16 protein-coding genes and 2 pseudogenes are annotated in these 16,378 nt (G+C 66.2%); 15 read left to right on the forward strand and 3 right to left on the reverse strand.

Annotated elements, in window-relative coordinates:
* The first annotated feature begins 378 nt into the window (after positions 1-378).
* Positions 379-1,360, forward strand: a pseudogene (locus J2848_RS21945) (IS256 family transposase).
* A gap of 104 nt (positions 1,361-1,464) precedes the next feature.
* On the opposite strand, the gene J2848_RS21950 reads toward J2848_RS21945, so the two are convergent.
* On the reverse strand, positions 1,465-1,857 hold the full coding sequence (locus J2848_RS21950) for a winged helix-turn-helix transcriptional regulator (protein ID WP_149232695.1): 393 nt from the start codon (positions 1,855-1,857) through the stop codon (positions 1,465-1,467).
* Between the two features lie 96 nt (positions 1,858-1,953).
* Here J2848_RS21950 and J2848_RS21955 point away from each other — a divergent pair, with 96 nt between their 5' ends.
* From J2848_RS21955 to curA, 3 genes are read left to right on the forward strand one after another with little or no spacing between them, the layout of a single operon-like run.
* The gene (locus J2848_RS21955) at positions 1,954-2,679 is read left to right on the forward strand and encodes an SDR family NAD(P)-dependent oxidoreductase (protein ID WP_149232694.1); all 726 of its coding nucleotides are present in this window, start codon (positions 1,954-1,956) and stop codon (positions 2,677-2,679) included.
* 26 nt (positions 2,680-2,705) lie between these two features.
* Positions 2,706-3,929, forward strand: coding sequence for an alpha/beta fold hydrolase (locus J2848_RS21960; protein WP_149232693.1), 1,224 nt, complete (start codon positions 2,706-2,708; stop codon positions 3,927-3,929).
* A 57-nt stretch (positions 3,930-3,986) separates the two neighbouring features.
* Entirely contained in the window at positions 3,987-5,021 is a 1,035-nt protein-coding gene (gene curA, locus J2848_RS21965) for an NADPH-dependent curcumin/dihydrocurcumin reductase (RefSeq protein ID WP_149232692.1), read from the forward strand.
* A 52-nt stretch (positions 5,022-5,073) separates the two neighbouring features.
* On the opposite strand, the pseudogene J2848_RS21970 reads toward curA, so the two are convergent.
* Both J2848_RS21970 and J2848_RS21975 read right to left on the reverse strand, forming a co-directional pair.
* Positions 5,074-5,220, reverse strand: a pseudogene (locus J2848_RS21970) (transposase); the annotation flags it as partial.
* Positions 5,221-5,229: 9 nt separating this feature from the next.
* Entirely contained in the window at positions 5,230-6,183 is a 954-nt protein-coding gene (locus J2848_RS21975; protein ID WP_149232691.1) for a LysR family transcriptional regulator, read from the reverse strand.
* Between the two features lie 335 nt (positions 6,184-6,518).
* On the opposite strand from J2848_RS21975, the gene J2848_RS21980 reads away from it, so the two are divergent.
* The 11 genes from J2848_RS21980 to J2848_RS22030 all read left to right on the forward strand — a co-directional run bounded on the left by J2848_RS21980 (position 6,519) and on the right by J2848_RS22030 (position 16,371).
* A complete protein-coding gene (locus tag J2848_RS21980) occupies positions 6,519-6,905 on the forward strand; it encodes a VOC family protein (RefSeq protein WP_149232690.1) in 387 nt (128 codons plus the stop codon).
* Positions 6,906-6,932: 27 nt separating this feature from the next.
* Positions 6,933-7,382, forward strand: coding sequence for a MaoC family dehydratase (locus J2848_RS21985; RefSeq protein WP_149232689.1), 450 nt, complete (start codon positions 6,933-6,935; stop codon positions 7,380-7,382).
* 17 nt (positions 7,383-7,399) lie between these two features.
* Entirely contained in the window at positions 7,400-8,653 is a 1,254-nt protein-coding gene (locus tag J2848_RS21990; protein WP_149232688.1) for a CaiB/BaiF CoA transferase family protein, read from the forward strand.
* A gap of 17 nt (positions 8,654-8,670) precedes the next feature.
* Positions 8,671-9,525, forward strand: a complete 855-nt coding sequence (gene aroE, locus J2848_RS21995) for a shikimate dehydrogenase (protein ID WP_149232687.1) — start codon at positions 8,671-8,673, stop codon at positions 9,523-9,525.
* 65 nt (positions 9,526-9,590) lie between these two features.
* On the forward strand, positions 9,591-10,259 hold the full coding sequence (locus tag J2848_RS22000) for an amino acid ABC transporter permease (protein ID WP_149232686.1): 669 nt from the start codon (positions 9,591-9,593) through the stop codon (positions 10,257-10,259).
* Between the two features lie 11 nt (positions 10,260-10,270).
* A complete protein-coding gene (locus J2848_RS22005) occupies positions 10,271-10,924 on the forward strand; it encodes an amino acid ABC transporter permease (RefSeq protein WP_149232685.1) in 654 nt (217 codons plus the stop codon).
* Positions 10,925-11,029: 105 nt separating this feature from the next.
* Positions 11,030-11,881, forward strand: coding sequence for a transporter substrate-binding domain-containing protein (locus J2848_RS22010; protein WP_149232684.1), 852 nt, complete (start codon positions 11,030-11,032; stop codon positions 11,879-11,881).
* Positions 11,882-11,974: 93 nt separating this feature from the next.
* Positions 11,975-12,763, forward strand: coding sequence for an amino acid ABC transporter ATP-binding protein (locus J2848_RS22015; protein WP_281288597.1), 789 nt, complete (start codon positions 11,975-11,977; stop codon positions 12,761-12,763).
* A 32-nt stretch (positions 12,764-12,795) separates the two neighbouring features.
* The gene (gene aroQ, locus J2848_RS22020) at positions 12,796-13,254 is read left to right on the forward strand and encodes a type II 3-dehydroquinate dehydratase (protein WP_149232683.1); all 459 of its coding nucleotides are present in this window, start codon (positions 12,796-12,798) and stop codon (positions 13,252-13,254) included.
* A 258-nt stretch (positions 13,255-13,512) separates the two neighbouring features.
* On the forward strand, positions 13,513-15,432 hold the full coding sequence (locus J2848_RS22025; RefSeq protein WP_149232682.1) for a bifunctional sugar phosphate isomerase/epimerase/4-hydroxyphenylpyruvate dioxygenase family protein: 1,920 nt from the start codon (positions 13,513-13,515) through the stop codon (positions 15,430-15,432).
* A 105-nt stretch (positions 15,433-15,537) separates the two neighbouring features.
* Complete coding sequence (locus tag J2848_RS22030; protein ID WP_149232681.1) at positions 15,538-16,371, forward strand: shikimate dehydrogenase family protein; 834 nt, start codon at positions 15,538-15,540, stop codon at positions 16,369-16,371.
* The last annotated feature ends 7 nt before the right edge of the window (positions 16,372-16,378 follow it).

Raw genomic sequence — 16,378 nt, forward strand, 5'->3', positions numbered from 1 at the left:
GATCGAACCGCTTTGCCTTCCGCGCGGATCGTGGGCGCCGTCCAGGGTGGCTGCATCGGTTCCGTCAGGTGTAGCGCCAAGTGTCAGAGCTTGTTCGTGACGGGCTCGTCCTGACCGGTGCTGTGCGGGATGCTACTTTAAGCTGAACAGGGGTGTGCGCCGGGTAGCCGGTCTGGTAGGGCTGTGAGCGTCGTCAACAGCTCCTGGGAGCTGGGAGGTCGTGTCCCAGGAGGTGGTGTAGGAACTGTGGGGAACCGGCCCGCCACAGCGCCCTTCTCTGGCTGGCGTAGGCGGGCCGGTTATCCATAGCGGGCGGTCACCATGGTTCTTCGGTGGAGTCTGGTCACCACAACACAACCTCGACCGAGGGTGACCACGATGACCGACAAGATGATGGCGCTTCGCGCGATGCTTGAGAAGGGCATGGATGCCGATGTTCTGCGCGAAATGATCGGCTTTGCCGCCGAGCGGCGCATTCCCAAACTGCGCAGGGGTTCTTACTTTTCCGGCTTTCTGGAGCCACGGCGGATGGCCGAAAAGGCGCTGACGGCGGTGATCCAGGAGGCCTATATCCAAGGCATCTCGACCCGCTCGGTGGACGATCTGGTCCAGGCGATGGGAATGTCCGGCATCTCCAGGAGCCAGGTCAGCCGGTTGTGCGCCGAGATCGATGAGCGGGTGAAGACCTTCCTCGGCCGCCCCATCGAGGGCGACGGGCCCTGCCTGTGGTTGGATGCCACGTATGTGAAGGTTCGCCAGAACGGGCGCATCGTCCGCCGTCACCATCGCCGTGGCGGTCAACAGCGACGGCCGCCGCGAGGTGCTGGGGATGGACATCGGGCCGTCGGAGGCGAAGACCTTCTGGATCGAGTTCCTGCGTAAGCTCAAGCGCCGGGGGCTGAACGGCGTCAAGCTGGTGATCTCCGATGCCCATGCCGGCAAGAGCGGGCGCCGTGTCGTGGCGGCCTTCATCGCCACTGCTTTCGCGCAGGATGATGCGGCATCCGCACGCACGCAGTGGCGGCAAGTGGCCGATCAGGTCCGGGCCAAGCTGCCGAAGCCGGCGGCGCTGATGGGTGAGGCGGAAGAAGACGTCCTGGCCTACATGACCTTTCCCAGGGAGCACCGCGCCAAGATCCACTCGACCAACCCGATTGAACGCCTCAACGGCGAGATCGAGCGACGCACCGAGGTCGTGGGTATATTTCCCAACGAGGAAGCGATTACGCGCCTCATCGGCGCCATCCTCTTGGAGCAGAATGACGAGTGGGCCGTTCAGCGGGCGCGATACATGACCCGGGAAACCATCGCCCCGCTCGGCGATCATCTCCTTGCCAGTTTGCCTGCCGTGGCCGCCTGACAATCCCGGCCAGACCAGCCGGAGGCCATGAGCGCCTTTCCGCTCCTACACCACGGCCAGGGGTACGATCCGTTTCAAGCGATTCCGCTTGCAACGATCACACTCTAGATCTCGTCCTCGAACCCCATGTGCCTTCTCGACTCATCGTAAGCACGTTGCGCCTCTGCCAGCTTCGTTCCGTTGGCGAGCGACCAGCTGTAAAGCGCGGCGAAGGGTTCGCGCAGCGAGGCGCCAAGGGCCGTGATCGTGTACTCGACGCCGACCGGCTGCGTCGGGAGTATTCTGCGGCTGATGAGACCGTTCCGCTCCAACCGCTTCAGGGCATCCGAAAGCGCCTTGTGGGTGATGCCGTCGAGGCGACGTTTCAGGTCGTTGAACCGCGCCGGCTGCGTGCATAGGACGCTGAGGATCAGCACGGTCCACTTGTTGGCGATCTGTTCGAGGATGGGCCGCGTCACGGCCACGTCGAGCGGCAGTTCAAGCGCATCTGCGGACATGGGTATACGCCTCCATATCTAGGCACTACTAGGTGCGTTCTTGTGCCTAGATATAGGAATGATACCGTTATGTCATCACTTCCGATGTGAGGACATATGGGCAGGCTTTCAGGGAAGATCGCCGTCGTCGTCGGCGGCCATGACGGCATCGGCGGCGCCATCGCGCGACGCTTCGCAGAGGAGGGCGCCACGGTCTATGCGACCAGCCGCCGTGCCGAAGAGGGCGACGTGGGCCACGGTGCCGGCACGCTGCGCGCGCGCCGCGTCGATGCTTCCGACGTGCCAGCGCTCGCCGCCTTCTTCGAGGCGGTGCGCAACGAGGCCGGACGGGTGGACGTGCTCGCCGTCAGCGCCGGCATCTCCGAGTTCGCGACCCTCGATACAATCGGCGAGGATCATTTCGACCGGACGTTCGGTCTCAATGTGCGCGCGCTTCTGTTCGCCGCCAAGGCCGCGACCGCGATCATGCCGGACGGCGGCTCAGTGGTGCTGGTGGGCTCGATTGCCGACAGGATCGGCACCAAGGGCTATGGCGTCTACGGGGCGACCAAGGCGGCGGTGCGCTCGTTCGCGCGCACCTGGGCCAACGAGCTTGCTCCCCGCAACATCCGCGTCAACGTCGTGGCGCCGGGACCAACCGACACCGCCATGATGGCGGCGACGTCCGACGAGGTGCGCGAGACGCTGACGAAGCTGATCCCGCTGGGCCGCATGGGCCGGGCCGACGAAGTGGCCTCCGCCGCGCTATTCCTCGCCAGCGAGGAGGCGAGCTTCATCACTGGGGCCGAGCTGCCGGTCGATGGCGGAATGGCGCAGGTCTGATCCCGCCAAAAAGAGAAAGACGCACCATGACCCATTCCTCATCGTGGATGGCCCGGCCCCTCGCAACTGCCTTCCTCGCCCTCGCGCTCGGCGCCACCAGCCTTTCTCCGGTTGCGGTGGCCGATGCCGGCCCTTCGCCGATCGCGCTGCGGTCGGTGACGGCGCAGCCGGCGGTCCCTGGCGTCAACGCCGATATCCGACTCCTGCACCACACCATGCTCGGCGTCGGTGGACAGCCGGTGCCGGCCACCACGCTGCTGCTGACGCCGAAGGGCGCGCCTCCGGTGGGCGGTTGGCCGATCGTCGCCTGGGAACACGGCACGACCACGCCGGGACAGAAGACGTGCGCGCCGAGCCAGACCGCAGAACTGGACGGCGGCCTGACCCGCGACGGGTTCAAGAGCGATTATGCCTGGCAGATCGGCCAGTTCGTCGACGCGGACTATGCCGTGGTCGCGCCTGACCTCGAAGGGCTTGGCCCCGATGCGACCACTCCATACCCCTATTACAGCCTGTCGAGCCTTGCCCGCTCGCTGATCGCGGGGGTCGTGACGGCGCGCGCGTCGGAACCACGCCTGTCGGACCGCTGGGCGGTCGTCGGCCATTCGGACGGCGGCCACGGCGTCCTGGGCGTCGAGGCGCTTGCGAGGGAAGCCACGGGTCTTGCCTTCGTCGGCACGGTCGCCTCGGCGCCCTACGTCGCGATCGAAGCTCACGCCGCGCGCTTCGGAGCGGACGGCAGGGCGGCGTCGAGCCAAGCGGCTGCGCAGCAGCGACTGATGATGCAGCAGTTCCAAGGCGCGCTGATGGCGACCGGCCTGAAGGCCGCACAGCCATCCTTCGATGAGGCGTCGATCATGGGATCGGACCTTGCCGCGACGCTGCAGCACTTCCGCTCGCTTTGCTCGGTCGCGGCGATCGGGGTCATTGGCGAGGCGGTGAAGGCGAAAGGCAGCGCCTTCCAGGGGTTGAACGCCGATTGGGCCAACCAGCCGCAGATGCACGCCTTCCTGGCCGCCAATGATCCGGCGGTGGCGCCGGGCTTTGTGTTGCGCCAACCCGTCCTGATCGTCCAAGGCAATGCCGACCCGTTCGTGCTTGAGGCGCTTCAGACGCCGTTCGCGGACAAGCTGAAGGCCGATGGCGCGCCTCTCACCTACAAGGTCTACGACGGCGCGGACCACTTCAGCATCATCCGCCTGGCCAACGCCGACGTGCTGGACTTCCTGCACCAGCAGTTCGCCCGTTGATCCGCAACGCGCCGGCCCCGGCGCCGGCACGCCAACCCGACTGCACGGGGACCATCCATGATCCGAACCCTCAACCGTCAGGTACGGCTTGCCAGAAGACCCCGGGGCGCACCGGTGCCCGACGACTTCCGCATCGTGGACGGCCCTGTGCCGGTGCCCAACGACGGCGAACTGCTGCTGCGCAACCTCTACCTGTCGCTCGATCCCTACATGCGTGGCCGGATGAACGACAGCCACGGCTCCTACGCGTCACCCTATGCGCTGCCCTTTGCGCTGGATGCGCCGCCCGGCGGCGGGACGGTCGCGCGGGTGATGCGGTCGCGTCTCGACAGCTTCGCCGAAGGTGACCTGGTGGTCACGCCCGACGCCGGCTGGCAGACCTTCGCGATATCGGATGGGACCGGTCTGCGCCGCCTGCCGAACGACATGGCGCAGCCGTCGCAGGCTCTCGGCGTCCTCGGCATGACCGGCTTCACGGCCTGGTGGGGGCTGACCGCGATCGGGCGGCCACAGGCCGGCGAAACGCTGGTGGTGTCGGCGGCGGCCGGCGCAGTCGGCTCCGTCGTCGGACAGATCGGAAGGCTTCTCGGTTGCCGCGTTATCGGCATTGCGGGCGGGACCGACAAATGCCGTCAGGTTGTGGAGGAACTTGGTTTCGACGCCTGCCTCGACTATCGCGTGCCCGACCTTGCCGGCCGGCTGCGCGAGGCCGCGCCCGATGGGATCGATATCTACTTCGAGAATGTCGGCGGCGCCGTCCGCGAAGCCGTCTGGCCGCTTCTCAACAACGACGCGCGTGTGCCCGTATGCGGGCTGGTCTCGGGCTACAACGGTGTCACCGAGGAAGCGGGCGGTATCCACGCCCTGCTCATGTCCCTGATCGTCAAACGCATCCGTCTCCAAGGCTTTATGAACGCCGATCACCTCGACAGCTTTCCGGATTTCGAGCGGCAGATGCGGGGCTGGCTCGACGCTGGCCAACTCCGTGCGCTCGAAACGATCGTGGACGGGTTGGATCAGGCAGCCACCGCCTTTGTCGGGTTGTTCGAAGGACACAACACCGGCAAGCTGGTGGTCAGATTGTCGGAGTAAGCTGGTGTGACCCGCTACTCAAATGGCCTCCGGCAAACCCGAAGCGATTTACCTCGAACACCCCGGCATCGATCCACTCGCGCAAGCGACGGTAAGCGGAGGACGGTGAGCAGAGCCCGGTCGCCCGCAGGGCCTGTCACTGGCTGCCGGTCCGCAGGATAAAGAAGATGGCATCCATCGCCGCACGATCCGGGACCCGCGGAATATCTTACTCATCTCGGCGGATGCCACCTCCGCCGGGAATGGTCCGTGTCTGGAACAGGTCGACGCAAACCCCACGCAGCCATCGGCTGGCGGCGTCATGGTGATAGCGGGCGTGCCAATGCTGCTTGACCGTGAAGGACGGGATCGGCACCGGGCAGGGGAACACGGTCAAGCCGTTGATCCTGGCCAACATCTCGCCGCTCTGGCGCGGCAGGGTGGCGATCAGGTCCGTGGTTCCCACGATGGCGGCCATACCGAGAAAGCCGGGAAGCTCCATCACCACACGCCGGTCAACTCCGTGACGGTCCAGCGCGGATTCCAACAGCGCGTGGCCGGTTCCCGAGACGATGCCGATATGCGCCTCCGCCCGGTATCGCTCGATGGTCAGACCGTCGCCCAGCCTTGGATGGCGCGCGTTCGCCACGCAGACCCAATCCTGATCGAAAAGAGCCTGCTGGTAGAAACCGGACTCCAATTCCGGGATGAGGCCGATCGCCATGTGGACGGCGCCCGACTGTAGAAGATCGCCGATATCCGCCTCGATCTTCGCCGCCTCGAAGCGGGCGAGCGGAGCCGCCGCGCGCAGATGGGCCAGCAGTTGCGGAAGCAGGGTGATGTGGCTGGCATCGGTCATGGCGATCCGGAACCGGTCCCGCGTCGTGCCGGGGACGAATTCCGGCTGCCAGGACGACAGGCGCCGCAGCGCTTCGAGCGCTTCCCGCACGGTCTGGATCAAGGCGTCGGCCCGCGGTGTCGGCTGCATTCCGGTCGGTGTGCGCACGAACAGCGGATCATGCAGGTCGTGCCGCAGCTTGCCGAGCCAGATGCTCACCGTCGGCTGGGATTGTCCAAGCTCCTCGGCGGCACGGGTGACGCTGCGCGTGCTGTACAGAACCTCGAACAGTCGCAACAGCTTGGCGTCGAGCAGAGCGGGCGCGCCGGCATTGGATTTGCTCATCACGGCATCAGCATCATCTTATTGACGGTCACAATACTGCACACCGATTCGGTCCCATGGATGACCATCCCCGCGGATCGGAACCGACCCATCCGGGCTGATCGACGTCCAGCTTGGCCCTAAGGCCGGCGAAGCGCTATTGCAATCCACAATACTCCCTATTGCATCGTTCGCATCGACAGCAATCCGCAACCCCCCGTAACATTCGAACATCACGACGATGACGTGGCCGGGGCCAAATCACCTGCGCAATCAGTCCCGCCCGTATCGAAGCTGTCGAAACGCCATCCTCAGGAAGCGCTGAAAAGGCGCGTTTTTCAAAGGGAAGACCAGCAATGGCCTACTCCGGGAAATCCTATGTCGAGCATGTCGCCATCCGTGTGAAGGACATCCGCTGGCACATCAATTTTTTCCGCGAGGTGCTGGGCATGACGGTCCGCGAAATCGACGGTCCCGAGGACGCGCCGCGCCAGTTCTGGACGATCGGCGGCATCCAGCTGATCGCCGATCCCGCTTTCGAGGGACCGGAGGGACGCTGCGCCCATCTCGGGGTAATGACCGAGGATCTGGAGGCCGCACTGTCGGAAGCCCGGAACTGGGGCGTGGTGGAGATGCCCCAGGGCCGCAACTGGCTGCGCCTGCCTGACGGGCTTGCCATCGAACTGATCCAGGCCCACGGCGCTTCGGTCGCTGAAGCGCTGGCCGTCCAGCCGCGCGCCTGAAGAGACTCCAAAGGAAAGACTCGCATCATGTCGGTCGAACGCTATTACGAGGACGCCCGGGTGGGCGACGAGTGCACCAGCCCCAGCTTCACGGTGACCGAGGCGCACATCAACGCCTACGCCGACCTGTCCGGCGACCGCACCCCGATCCATCTCGACGAGGAATACGCCAAAACGACGCCCTTCGGGACTCGGGTGGCGCACGGCCTGTTCGGCCTGTCGATCGCCGACGGGCTGAAGACCCAGGCCGACTACCGGTTCCTGCCGGGAATGTCGCTCGGCTGGACCTGGGATTTCCTGGGGCCGATCAAGATCGGCGACGTTCTGCATGTGAAGTTCCGGGTCGGCAGCATGCGCACGACGAAGAAGCCCGGCTGGGGCATCGTGGTCCTGCCGTCGGAGCTGATCAACCAGGATGGCGTGGTGGTCCAGCGCGGCGAGCACCGACTGATGATCCCGCGCCGGCCCAACGCCTGATTTATCGGAGTTCCCTGATGGCGACCCAGCCTCTTCCCCGCCGGCCTCTTCCTCTTGAGGGCATCCGCGTCATCGACTACAGCCATTTCCTGGCCGGTCCCTTCTCGTCCCGCTGTCTGGCGGCACTGGGCGCCGAGGTGATCAAGGTGGAACGCCCGACCGCGGGCGATGCCGGCCGTGCCCACCCCTATTTCATCGACGGGCAGAGCGGCTATTTCCTCCAGCAGAACATGGGCAAGCAGGGCCTCTGCGTGAACCTGAAGGATCCGCGCGGCCTGGAACTGCTGCACAAGCTGGTCGAAACCGCCGATGTCTTCGTCGAGAATTACCGGCCGGGTGCGCTGGCCAAGCTGGGGCTGGGTTATGAGGAACTGTCGCGGATCAATCCCCGGCTGGTCTATTGTTCGGTTTCCGCCTACGGACACACCGGACCGGATTCGGCGCGGCCGGGCTTCGGTCTGATCGCCGAGGCGAAGAGCGGGGCGATGGCGCAGCTCGGCATGCCGGGCGAGGCTCCGCCGCTTTTCCGCATGCCGCTGGCCGACATGTACACCGGAATCCACGGCGTTGCGGCGATCTGCGCCGCGCTGGTCGGCCGGGCGACGTCCGGCAAGGGCCAGCACATCGACATGGCGCTGTATGATTGCATGGTGTCGATGCACGATTATGCGGTGCAACGCTACACGCTGAGCGGCGGCGTGGAAATCCCGGTGCAGACTGGCCGGGACCAGCCGGAATCCACGGTCTACGGCGTCTTCTCCAGCCGCGACGGCCATCTGGTGATCGCAGCACAGGTGGACGATGCCTGGAAGCGGCTGGCCAGACTGATCGGCGGCGACGCCCTGGCTGCCGACGCGCGCTTCCTCGACCCGGCGAGCCGCAACGCGAACCGCAAGGCGGCGCTCGCCCTGGTGGAGGAATGGACGCTGGCACAGCCTTCGGTCAAGGCCTGCATCGCGGCGCTCGATGCCGCCGAGGTGCCCTGCGCTCCGGTGCAGACCATCGACCAGGTGCTGGCCGACCCGCAGATCCAGGCCCGCGGCATGGTGGTGGAGCAGGATCATCCGGTGCTGGGCCGCATCCGCATGCCGAACCTGCCGTTCCGCTTCTCCGACTGCGACACGACACCGCGCAGCGTGGCGCCGCTGATGGGACAGCACAACCGGGACATCGCCGCCGGCCTCGGCTACTCGGCGGCGGAGATCGCGGCGATGGAGCGCGACGGCGTGCTCCATGCCGAACCGGCGGTGGAACGCGCGGCCATGGCCTGAGCGAAAGGAACCGCTTCATGACCGACCAGTATGCCGTGATCGGGAATCCGATCGGCCACACCAAGTCCCCGTTGATCCACATGAGCTTCGCCGGGGAAACCGGGCAGGACATCACCTACACCGCGATCGAGGGGCCGCTGGGCGGTTTTGCCGCCGCCGTCGATGCGTTCAGGGCCGGCGGCGGGCGGGGGCTGAACATCACCGCCCCCTTCAAGCTGGATGCCTTCGCCTACGCCACCGACCTGCGGGAGCGGGCCAGGCTGGCCGGTGCGGTCAACGCGATGAAATTCGAGGATGGCCCTGAGGGCGGCCCTGAGGGTGGACGGGTGATCGCCGACAATTTCGACGGCGTCGGGCTGGTGAACGACATCCAGCGCAACCTCGACTCCCCCCTCGCCGGAAAGCGGGTGCTGCTGCTGGGAGCCGGCGGGGCCGCGCGCGGCGCCATCCTGCCCATCCTGGAACAGAAGCCGGCCGAACTGGTGATCGCCAACCGGACCCTGTCCAAGGCCCAGGCACTGGAAAGCCAGTTTTCGGGCCACGGCCGGCTTTCCGGAACCGACTATGCCGCCCTGACCGGCGGACGGTCCGGCCGTTTCGACGTCGTGCTGAACGCGACGTCCGCCAGCCTGCGCGGCGAGTTGCCGCCGGTGGACACGGCGGCCTTCGCCGCCGACGGCCTCGCCTACGAGCTGGTCTACGGCAAGGGCCTGACCCCGTTCCTGCGTCTGGCGCAGGGGGTGGGCGTGCGGCGCCTCGCCGACGGAGTCGGCATGCTGGTCGAGCAGGCGGCCGAGGCCTTCGCCTGGTGGCGCGGCATCCGCCCGGACACGCGTCCGGTCATCGAACGGCTCACCATCCCCTTGGTCTGACGGGGCCGGCGCCGAGCCGGCTTGCAGAACGATAAGGCCGGCAATGGCCGCAGGAGGAAATGCCCTTGGGCTACACACTTGATTTCAGCGTCGTCCTCGACGCTCTGCCGGCGCTGCTGTGGGGCTGTGCCGGCACGATCGGACTGGCGCTCGCCGGGATGGCGCTGGCGCTGGTCATCGGCATCGGCGGGGTGGTGCTGCGCGGCTCGAAGCACCGGCCATTGCGCTCGCTCGTCATCGTCTTCGTCGAGCTGATCCGCAACACGCCCTTCCTGGTGCAGATCTTCTTCCTGTTCTTCGCCCTGCCGAACATCGGGCTGGTCCTGAACCCGACCGTCACCGCGATCATCGCCCTTGGCGTCAATGGCGGCGCCTACGCCATCGAGATCATCCGCGGTGGCGTGCAGAGCATTGACAAGGGTCAAGTGGAGGCCGGCCTCGCGCTCGGCCTGCACAAGGGACAGGTCTTCCGCATGATCGTGCTGAAGCCGGCGTTGCGCGCCATCTACCCGTCGCTGACCGGCCAGTTCATCATGCTGACCCTGACGTCGAGCATCTGCTCCGCCATTGCCGCCTATGAACTGACCTCGGTCGCCCAGCGGATCGAATCCGAGACCTTCCGCAGTTTCGAGGTCTATTTCACCATCACGCTGATGTATCTGGCGATCTCCTGGCTGTTGATGACCGGCTTCTCGGTCTTCTCGCGCCGCTATTTCCTCTATCCGACCCGCTAGGAGCCGTCGCCATGGGGAATTCTTTTGGCTTGGGCGAACTGGGCTTCCTGATCCAGGGGCTGAAATGGACGGTGCTGCTGGCGGCGATCGCCTTCATCGGTGGCGGGATCGGCGGACTGGGCGTGGCATTGGCCCGCACCTCGACCTCGTGGGGCTTGCGGCGGGCCATGGCCGGCTACATCGCCGTCTTCCAGGGCACGCCGCTGCTGATGCAGCTTTTCGTGATCTATTATGGGCTCGGGCTGATTGGCCTGACCCTGCCGGCCTGGCTGGCGGTCGCCATTGCCTTCACGCTGCATGCCAGCGCCTTTCTCGGCGAGATCTGGCGCGGGGCGATCGAGGCGCTGCCCAAGGGCCAGTTCGAGGCGGCCAGGGCGCTTGGCCTGCATTACGTCCCCCAGATGCGCGACGTGATCCTGCCCCAGGCGCTGCGCATCGCGCTGCCTGCCACCGTCGGCTTCCTGGTGCAACTGATCAAGGGCACCTCGCTGGCCGCCATCGTCGGCTTCATCGAACTGGCCCGCGCCGGTCAGATCGTCTCCAACCAGACCTATGCGCCGCTGTTCGTCTTCACGGTCGTGGGCGCGATCTATTTCGCGCTCTGCTGGCCGCTGTCGCTCTACGGCATGCACATCGAAAACAGGATTTCACGCACCGCACGCTGACGCCTTCCCCGCAGGTCGGGGCAGTGCGGACGTGAAGATTTGCGGACGTGAAGACCGGGGCCGTCTCTCAAGAAACATCCCTCAAGAAACAAAGGAAACGCCATCATGACCGATACACCGATCCGTCGCCCCACCCGCCGCGGCTTTCTCGCTACCGGCCTCGCCGTGCTGGCCGCTCCGGCCATCCTTTCAGTGAACGCCCGCATGGCCGCCGCCCAGACGGTGTCCGAGATCAAGAGCAAGGGCAAGCTGATCGTCGGTATCCAGGGCGACAACGCCCCCTGGGGCTTCGTCAATTCGCAGGGCGTGCAGGAAGGCTTCGATGCCGACGTCGCCAAGCTGTTCGGCCAGGAACTGGGCGTTCCGGTCGAATTCGTGCCGACGGCGGTCGCCAACCGCATCCCGGCGCTGGTGACCGGGCGCGTCGACATCCTGTTCGCCACCATGGGCATGTACCCGGATCGCGCCAAGGCAATACAGTTCTCCAAGCCCTACGCCGCCAACGACGTGGTGCTGGTGGCGCCGAAGACGACGGTGATCAAGACGGCGGCCGACATGAAGTCTTTCGTCATCGGCGTGGCGCGATCGAGCGCCCAGGACACCGCCGTCACCAAGGCGGCGCCGGAAGGCACCGTCATCCGCCGCTTCGACGACGATGCGGCAACGATCCAGGCGATGCTGTCCGGCCAGGTCCAGGCAGTCGGCGCCAACCAGTTCTACCCGATCCGCCTCAACAAGGCGCAGCCCGACACCTACGAACGCAAACTGGATTTCCTGCGCCAGTACAACGGCGCCGGCACCCGCCTCGGCCAGAAGGAGTGGAACGAGGCGGTGAATGCCTTCATCGACAAGATCAAGGCGAACGGCGAGCTGGCGAAGATCTACCAGAAATGGATGGGCTTCGCGCCGCCGGAGTTCCCGACCTCGATGGAAGGCGTTCCCTTCACCGTCGGCTGAGCCTGGCCGGCCGGTACCGGACCTTCGGGACCCGGTGCCGGCCGCCTCCCCGATCCTTGAAGAGCAGAGGTCTCCCCCCGTGCAGGACACCCCATGCAGGACACAAGCGTGATGCGCCCGACCGTCCCCGCTGCCCCCGCCGGCGATCCCCTCATCGTGATGGAGGCCGTGAACAAATGGTACGGCACCTACCACGCCCTGCGGGACGTGAACCTGTCCGTCGGCCGTGGCGAGAAGATCGTGCTGTGCGGTCCGTCAGGCTCGGGCAAGAGCACGCTGATCCGCTGCATCAACCAGCTCGAGACGATCAAGAGCGGCAGCATCACCGTGGACGGCACCCGCCTCGACGACAGCAGCCGCAGCGTCGACGCGGTGCGCAGCGAGGTCGGCATGGTTTTTCAGAGCTTCAACCTGTTCCCGCACATGACCGTGCTGCAGAACTGCACGCTGGCGCCGATGCGGGTGCGCGGCATCGCCGCCGCCCAGGCGGAAGCGACGGCCAGGCGCTATCTGGAACGGGTGCGCATCGCCGAGCATGCCCACAAATACCCGGCCCAACTGTCCGGTGGGCAGCAGCAGCGCGTCGCCATCGCCCGCGCGCTGTGCATGGAGCCGAAGGTCATGCTGTTCGACGAGCCGACCTCGGCGCTGGATCCCGAGATGGTCAAGGAGGTGCTGGACACCATGGTCGGGCTGGCCCGCGACGGTATGACGATGGTCTGCGTCACCCATGAGATGGGCTTCGCCCGCCAGGTTGCCGACCGGGTGATCTTCATGGCCGAGGGCGAGATCCTGGAGCAGGCCGATCCCGAGACCTTCTTCCGCAGCCCCCGGCATCCGCGTGCCCGCAGCTTCCTCGGCGAGATCCTCGCTCATCATTGAACCGGACACGATCCCGAATTCGAGAGGATACCATGAGCCGCCTTGTCTATGTCCTGAACGGCCCGAACCTGAATCTGCTGGGCAAGCGCCAGCCTCACATCTACGGCCATGTCACCCTGGCCGACGTGGAGGCCGAATGCCGGGCGCTCGCGGCGGAACTGGGCCTGGATCTCCGCTTCCACCAGAGCAACCGCGAATATGAGATCATCGACTGGATCCACGAGGCCAGGGAGACCGCCGGCGGCATCGTGATCAATCCGGCCGCCTTCACCCACACCTCGGTCGCGATTCTCGATGCGCTGAACACCTTCGAGCCGCCGGTGATCGAAGTCCACATCTCGAACGTCCACAAGCGCGAGGAATTCCGCCATCACTCCTTCATCTCGGCACGGGCCGACGGAGTGATGGCCGGCTTCGGCACCCAGGGTTACACGCTGGCGCTGCGGCGCGTCGCCTGGCTGATCGACGAAAAGGCCAGACTGGAGCGCTGACGCGGTCTGCGTCCGGTTCACCGCCCTTCGATCGCAGCAGCCCTATCCTTTTCAAGCCTACAGAAGTTTTCCTGCTTCGGCCGACGGTGTGCTTGGGGACATCCTCCCTCTCTCCCCGCCGAAAACTGCAAGCCCGCCGCCGTGACCGACCCGACCGCATGTCGAACGGATCGGTTCCGGCAGGCCGAAGCAGGGATTTTCCTTCCTCTCCCCATCTTACCCGCGGCCCGGGCCATGGTCCGTTGCCAGGAGTTTCCGATGCGGCAACCCTCCCGTCCTTTCCTGAAATCGATCGCCACGGTTTCGCTGAGCGGCACGCTTCCGGAGAAGCTGGAGGCGGCGACGGCGATCGGCTTCGACGGCGTCGAGATCTTCGAGAGCGATCTGCTGACCTTCGACGGTTCCCCCGCCGACGTCCGCCGCATCGCCGAGGGGCTCGGGCTCGCCATCACCATCTTCCAGCCCTTCCGCGATTTCGAGGCGATGCCCGACCCGATCCGCGCCCGCAACATGGACCGCGCGGAGCGCAAGTTCGACGTCATGCAGGAACTTGGCACCGACCTCGTCCTGGTCTGTTCCAACATTCATCCGGCCGCCATGGACGACCCGCTTCGCGCCGCCGCCGACCTCGCCGAGATGGCCGAGCGGGCGCACCGCCGCGGCTTGCGTGTCGGCTACGAGGCGCTGGCCTGGGGCCGCCACGTCAACCGTTGGCGTCAGGCCTGGGACATCGTCCAGCGCGCCGACCATCCGGCCCTGGGGCTGATCGTGGACAGCTTCCACACCCTGTCGCTGGAGGACGATTTCGCCGGCTTGGCCGAGCTTCCGGGCGAGAGGATCTTCTTCGTCCAGCTTGCCGATGCGCCGAAGCTGTCGATGGACGTGCTGTCCTGGAGCCGCCATTTCCGCAATTTCCCCGGCCAGGGCCAGCTTTCCGTCATCCCTTTCCTGAAGGCGGTGCTGGATTCGGGTTACAGCGGTCCGCTGTCGCTGGAGATCTTCAACGACGAATTCCGCGCCGCTCCGGCCCGGCTGACCGCGCTGGACGGGTTGCGCTCCCTGATCCATGCCGAGGCGGAAGCCGGCTACGGTCCCGGCCTGCCCGAACCGCCGGTCTGCCACGGCGTCGAATTCCTGGAATTCGCGGTGGATGCCGCGGAACATGACAAGCTGGCCGCATTGCTCGGCACGCTGGGTTTCCGCCACGCCGGCCGGCACCGTTCGAAGGCGGTGGATCTCTACCGTCAGGGTGGCGTCAACCTCGTGCTGAACAGCGAGCAGGATTCGGCGGCATCGGAACATTTCCAGATGCATGGCGCCTCGGTCTGCGCCATGGCCTTCCGGGTCGACGATGCCCAGCGTGCGATGGAGAGAGCCGAGGCGCTGCGCTGCCTGTCCTGGCGCGAGCGGGTGGGGGAGGGCGAGCGCCGCATCCCGGCCCTGCGCGCGCCCGACGGCACCCTGATCTATCTGGTGGAAGACGGCGCGGCCGGCTCCAGCATCTGGGAGGACGACTTCCACCTGTTGCCGGAGGACGGTGGGACCGTCGCCGAAAGCTTCACCGGCATCGACCATGTGGCGCAGGCGCTGCCCTTCGGGCGGATGGACAGCTTCGTGCTGTTCTACCGAAGCGTCTTCGGCTTCCTGCCGGACACGCTGTGGGAATTGCCCGACCCCTACGGGCTGATCCGCAGCCGGGCACTGGTCAGCCCGAACGCGCAGGCGACCACGGGGGTGCGGCTGCCGCTGAACATCTCGGAGAGCCGGCGCACGGCGACCGGGCGCTTCGTCAGCGCCACCGCCGGGGCGGGCGTCCATCATGTCGCCTTCGCCACCACCGACGCCGAACGGCTGCTGGAGGAGCGGCTGGCGGCCGGTGCGCCCTTCCTGGCGATTCCCGCCAACTATTACGATGACCTCGCAGTCAAGCATCCGCTGGATGACGACACCCTGGCGGCCCTGAAGCAGCGCGAGCTGCTGTACGATCGCGACGGCCAGGGGGACACGGGCGGCGAGTTCCTGCACGCCTACACCGACAGCTTTGAGGACCGCTTCTTCTTCGAGGTGGTGGAGCGGCGCGGCGGATACCGCCAGTTCGGTGCCGTCAACGCGCCGGTCCGCATGGCCGTCCAGGCCCAGCTCCGCGAGGACCGCTGGCCGGCACGCTACCTCGACTGATTGGCGAAGGCCCCGCCCACCGCGGCCTTCATCCACACCCATGACCATGGACGCATCAATGACGGGCAAGGACTCTCGAAGCCGCATGACGGCGGGTGGGCGGGCATGATCACCGGCCGCACCACGATCATCGCCCATCTGGGCTACCCGACCTTCGGGTTCAAAGCCCCAATGATCTACAATCCCTGGTTCGAGGCAAAGGGGATCGACGCGGCGGTCGTCCCGATCGGCGTCGAAACACCCTTCTATCCGGACCTGATCCGCTCGCTGTTCCGCACCACGAACGTGCATGGTGCGCTGGTCACCATGCCGCACAAGGTCACGACGGCCGGTCTGGTGGACGAGGTGACGACCACGGGCAGGATCGCCGGTGCCTGCAACGCCATCCTGCGCCGCCCGGACGGCTCGCTGCTGGGCGACATGTTCGATGGTGCCGGCTTCGTGCGCGGCGTCGAGCGCAAGGGCAAGCGCCTTGCCGGGGCGCGCGCTCTGGTCGTGGGATCGGGTGGGGTCGGATCCGCCATCGCCGCATCCCTGGCGGCGGCGGACGTGTCCGCCATCGGCCTGTTCGATGCTTCGGCCGCTTCCGCGGAGGCGCTGGGGAACCGCCTCCGGCAGCATTACCCGGCGCTGGAGATCCGCACGGGATCCAAGGATCCGGACGGCTACGATCTGGTCGTGAACGCGACCCCGCTCGGTATGAATGATGGCGATCCCTTGCCGGTCGATGTGGAGCGGATCGCCCCGACCGCCTTCGTCGGCGAGGTTGTCATGAAAGAGGAATTCACGCCTTTCCTGCGGGCGGCCAGAGCGAAAGGCTGTAGCGTTCAAGTCGGCACGGACATGCTGTTCGAAATGATTCCCGCCTATCTCGAATTCTTCGGCTTCGGAGACAGCACTCCGGAGGAACTGCGCCAAGTATCAAAACTAAAATACTGAAGCAGTG

This window comes from Azospirillum lipoferum, assembly GCF_024170005.1.
Taxonomy (GTDB): Bacteria; Pseudomonadota; Alphaproteobacteria; order Azospirillales; family Azospirillaceae; genus Azospirillum; species Azospirillum lipoferum.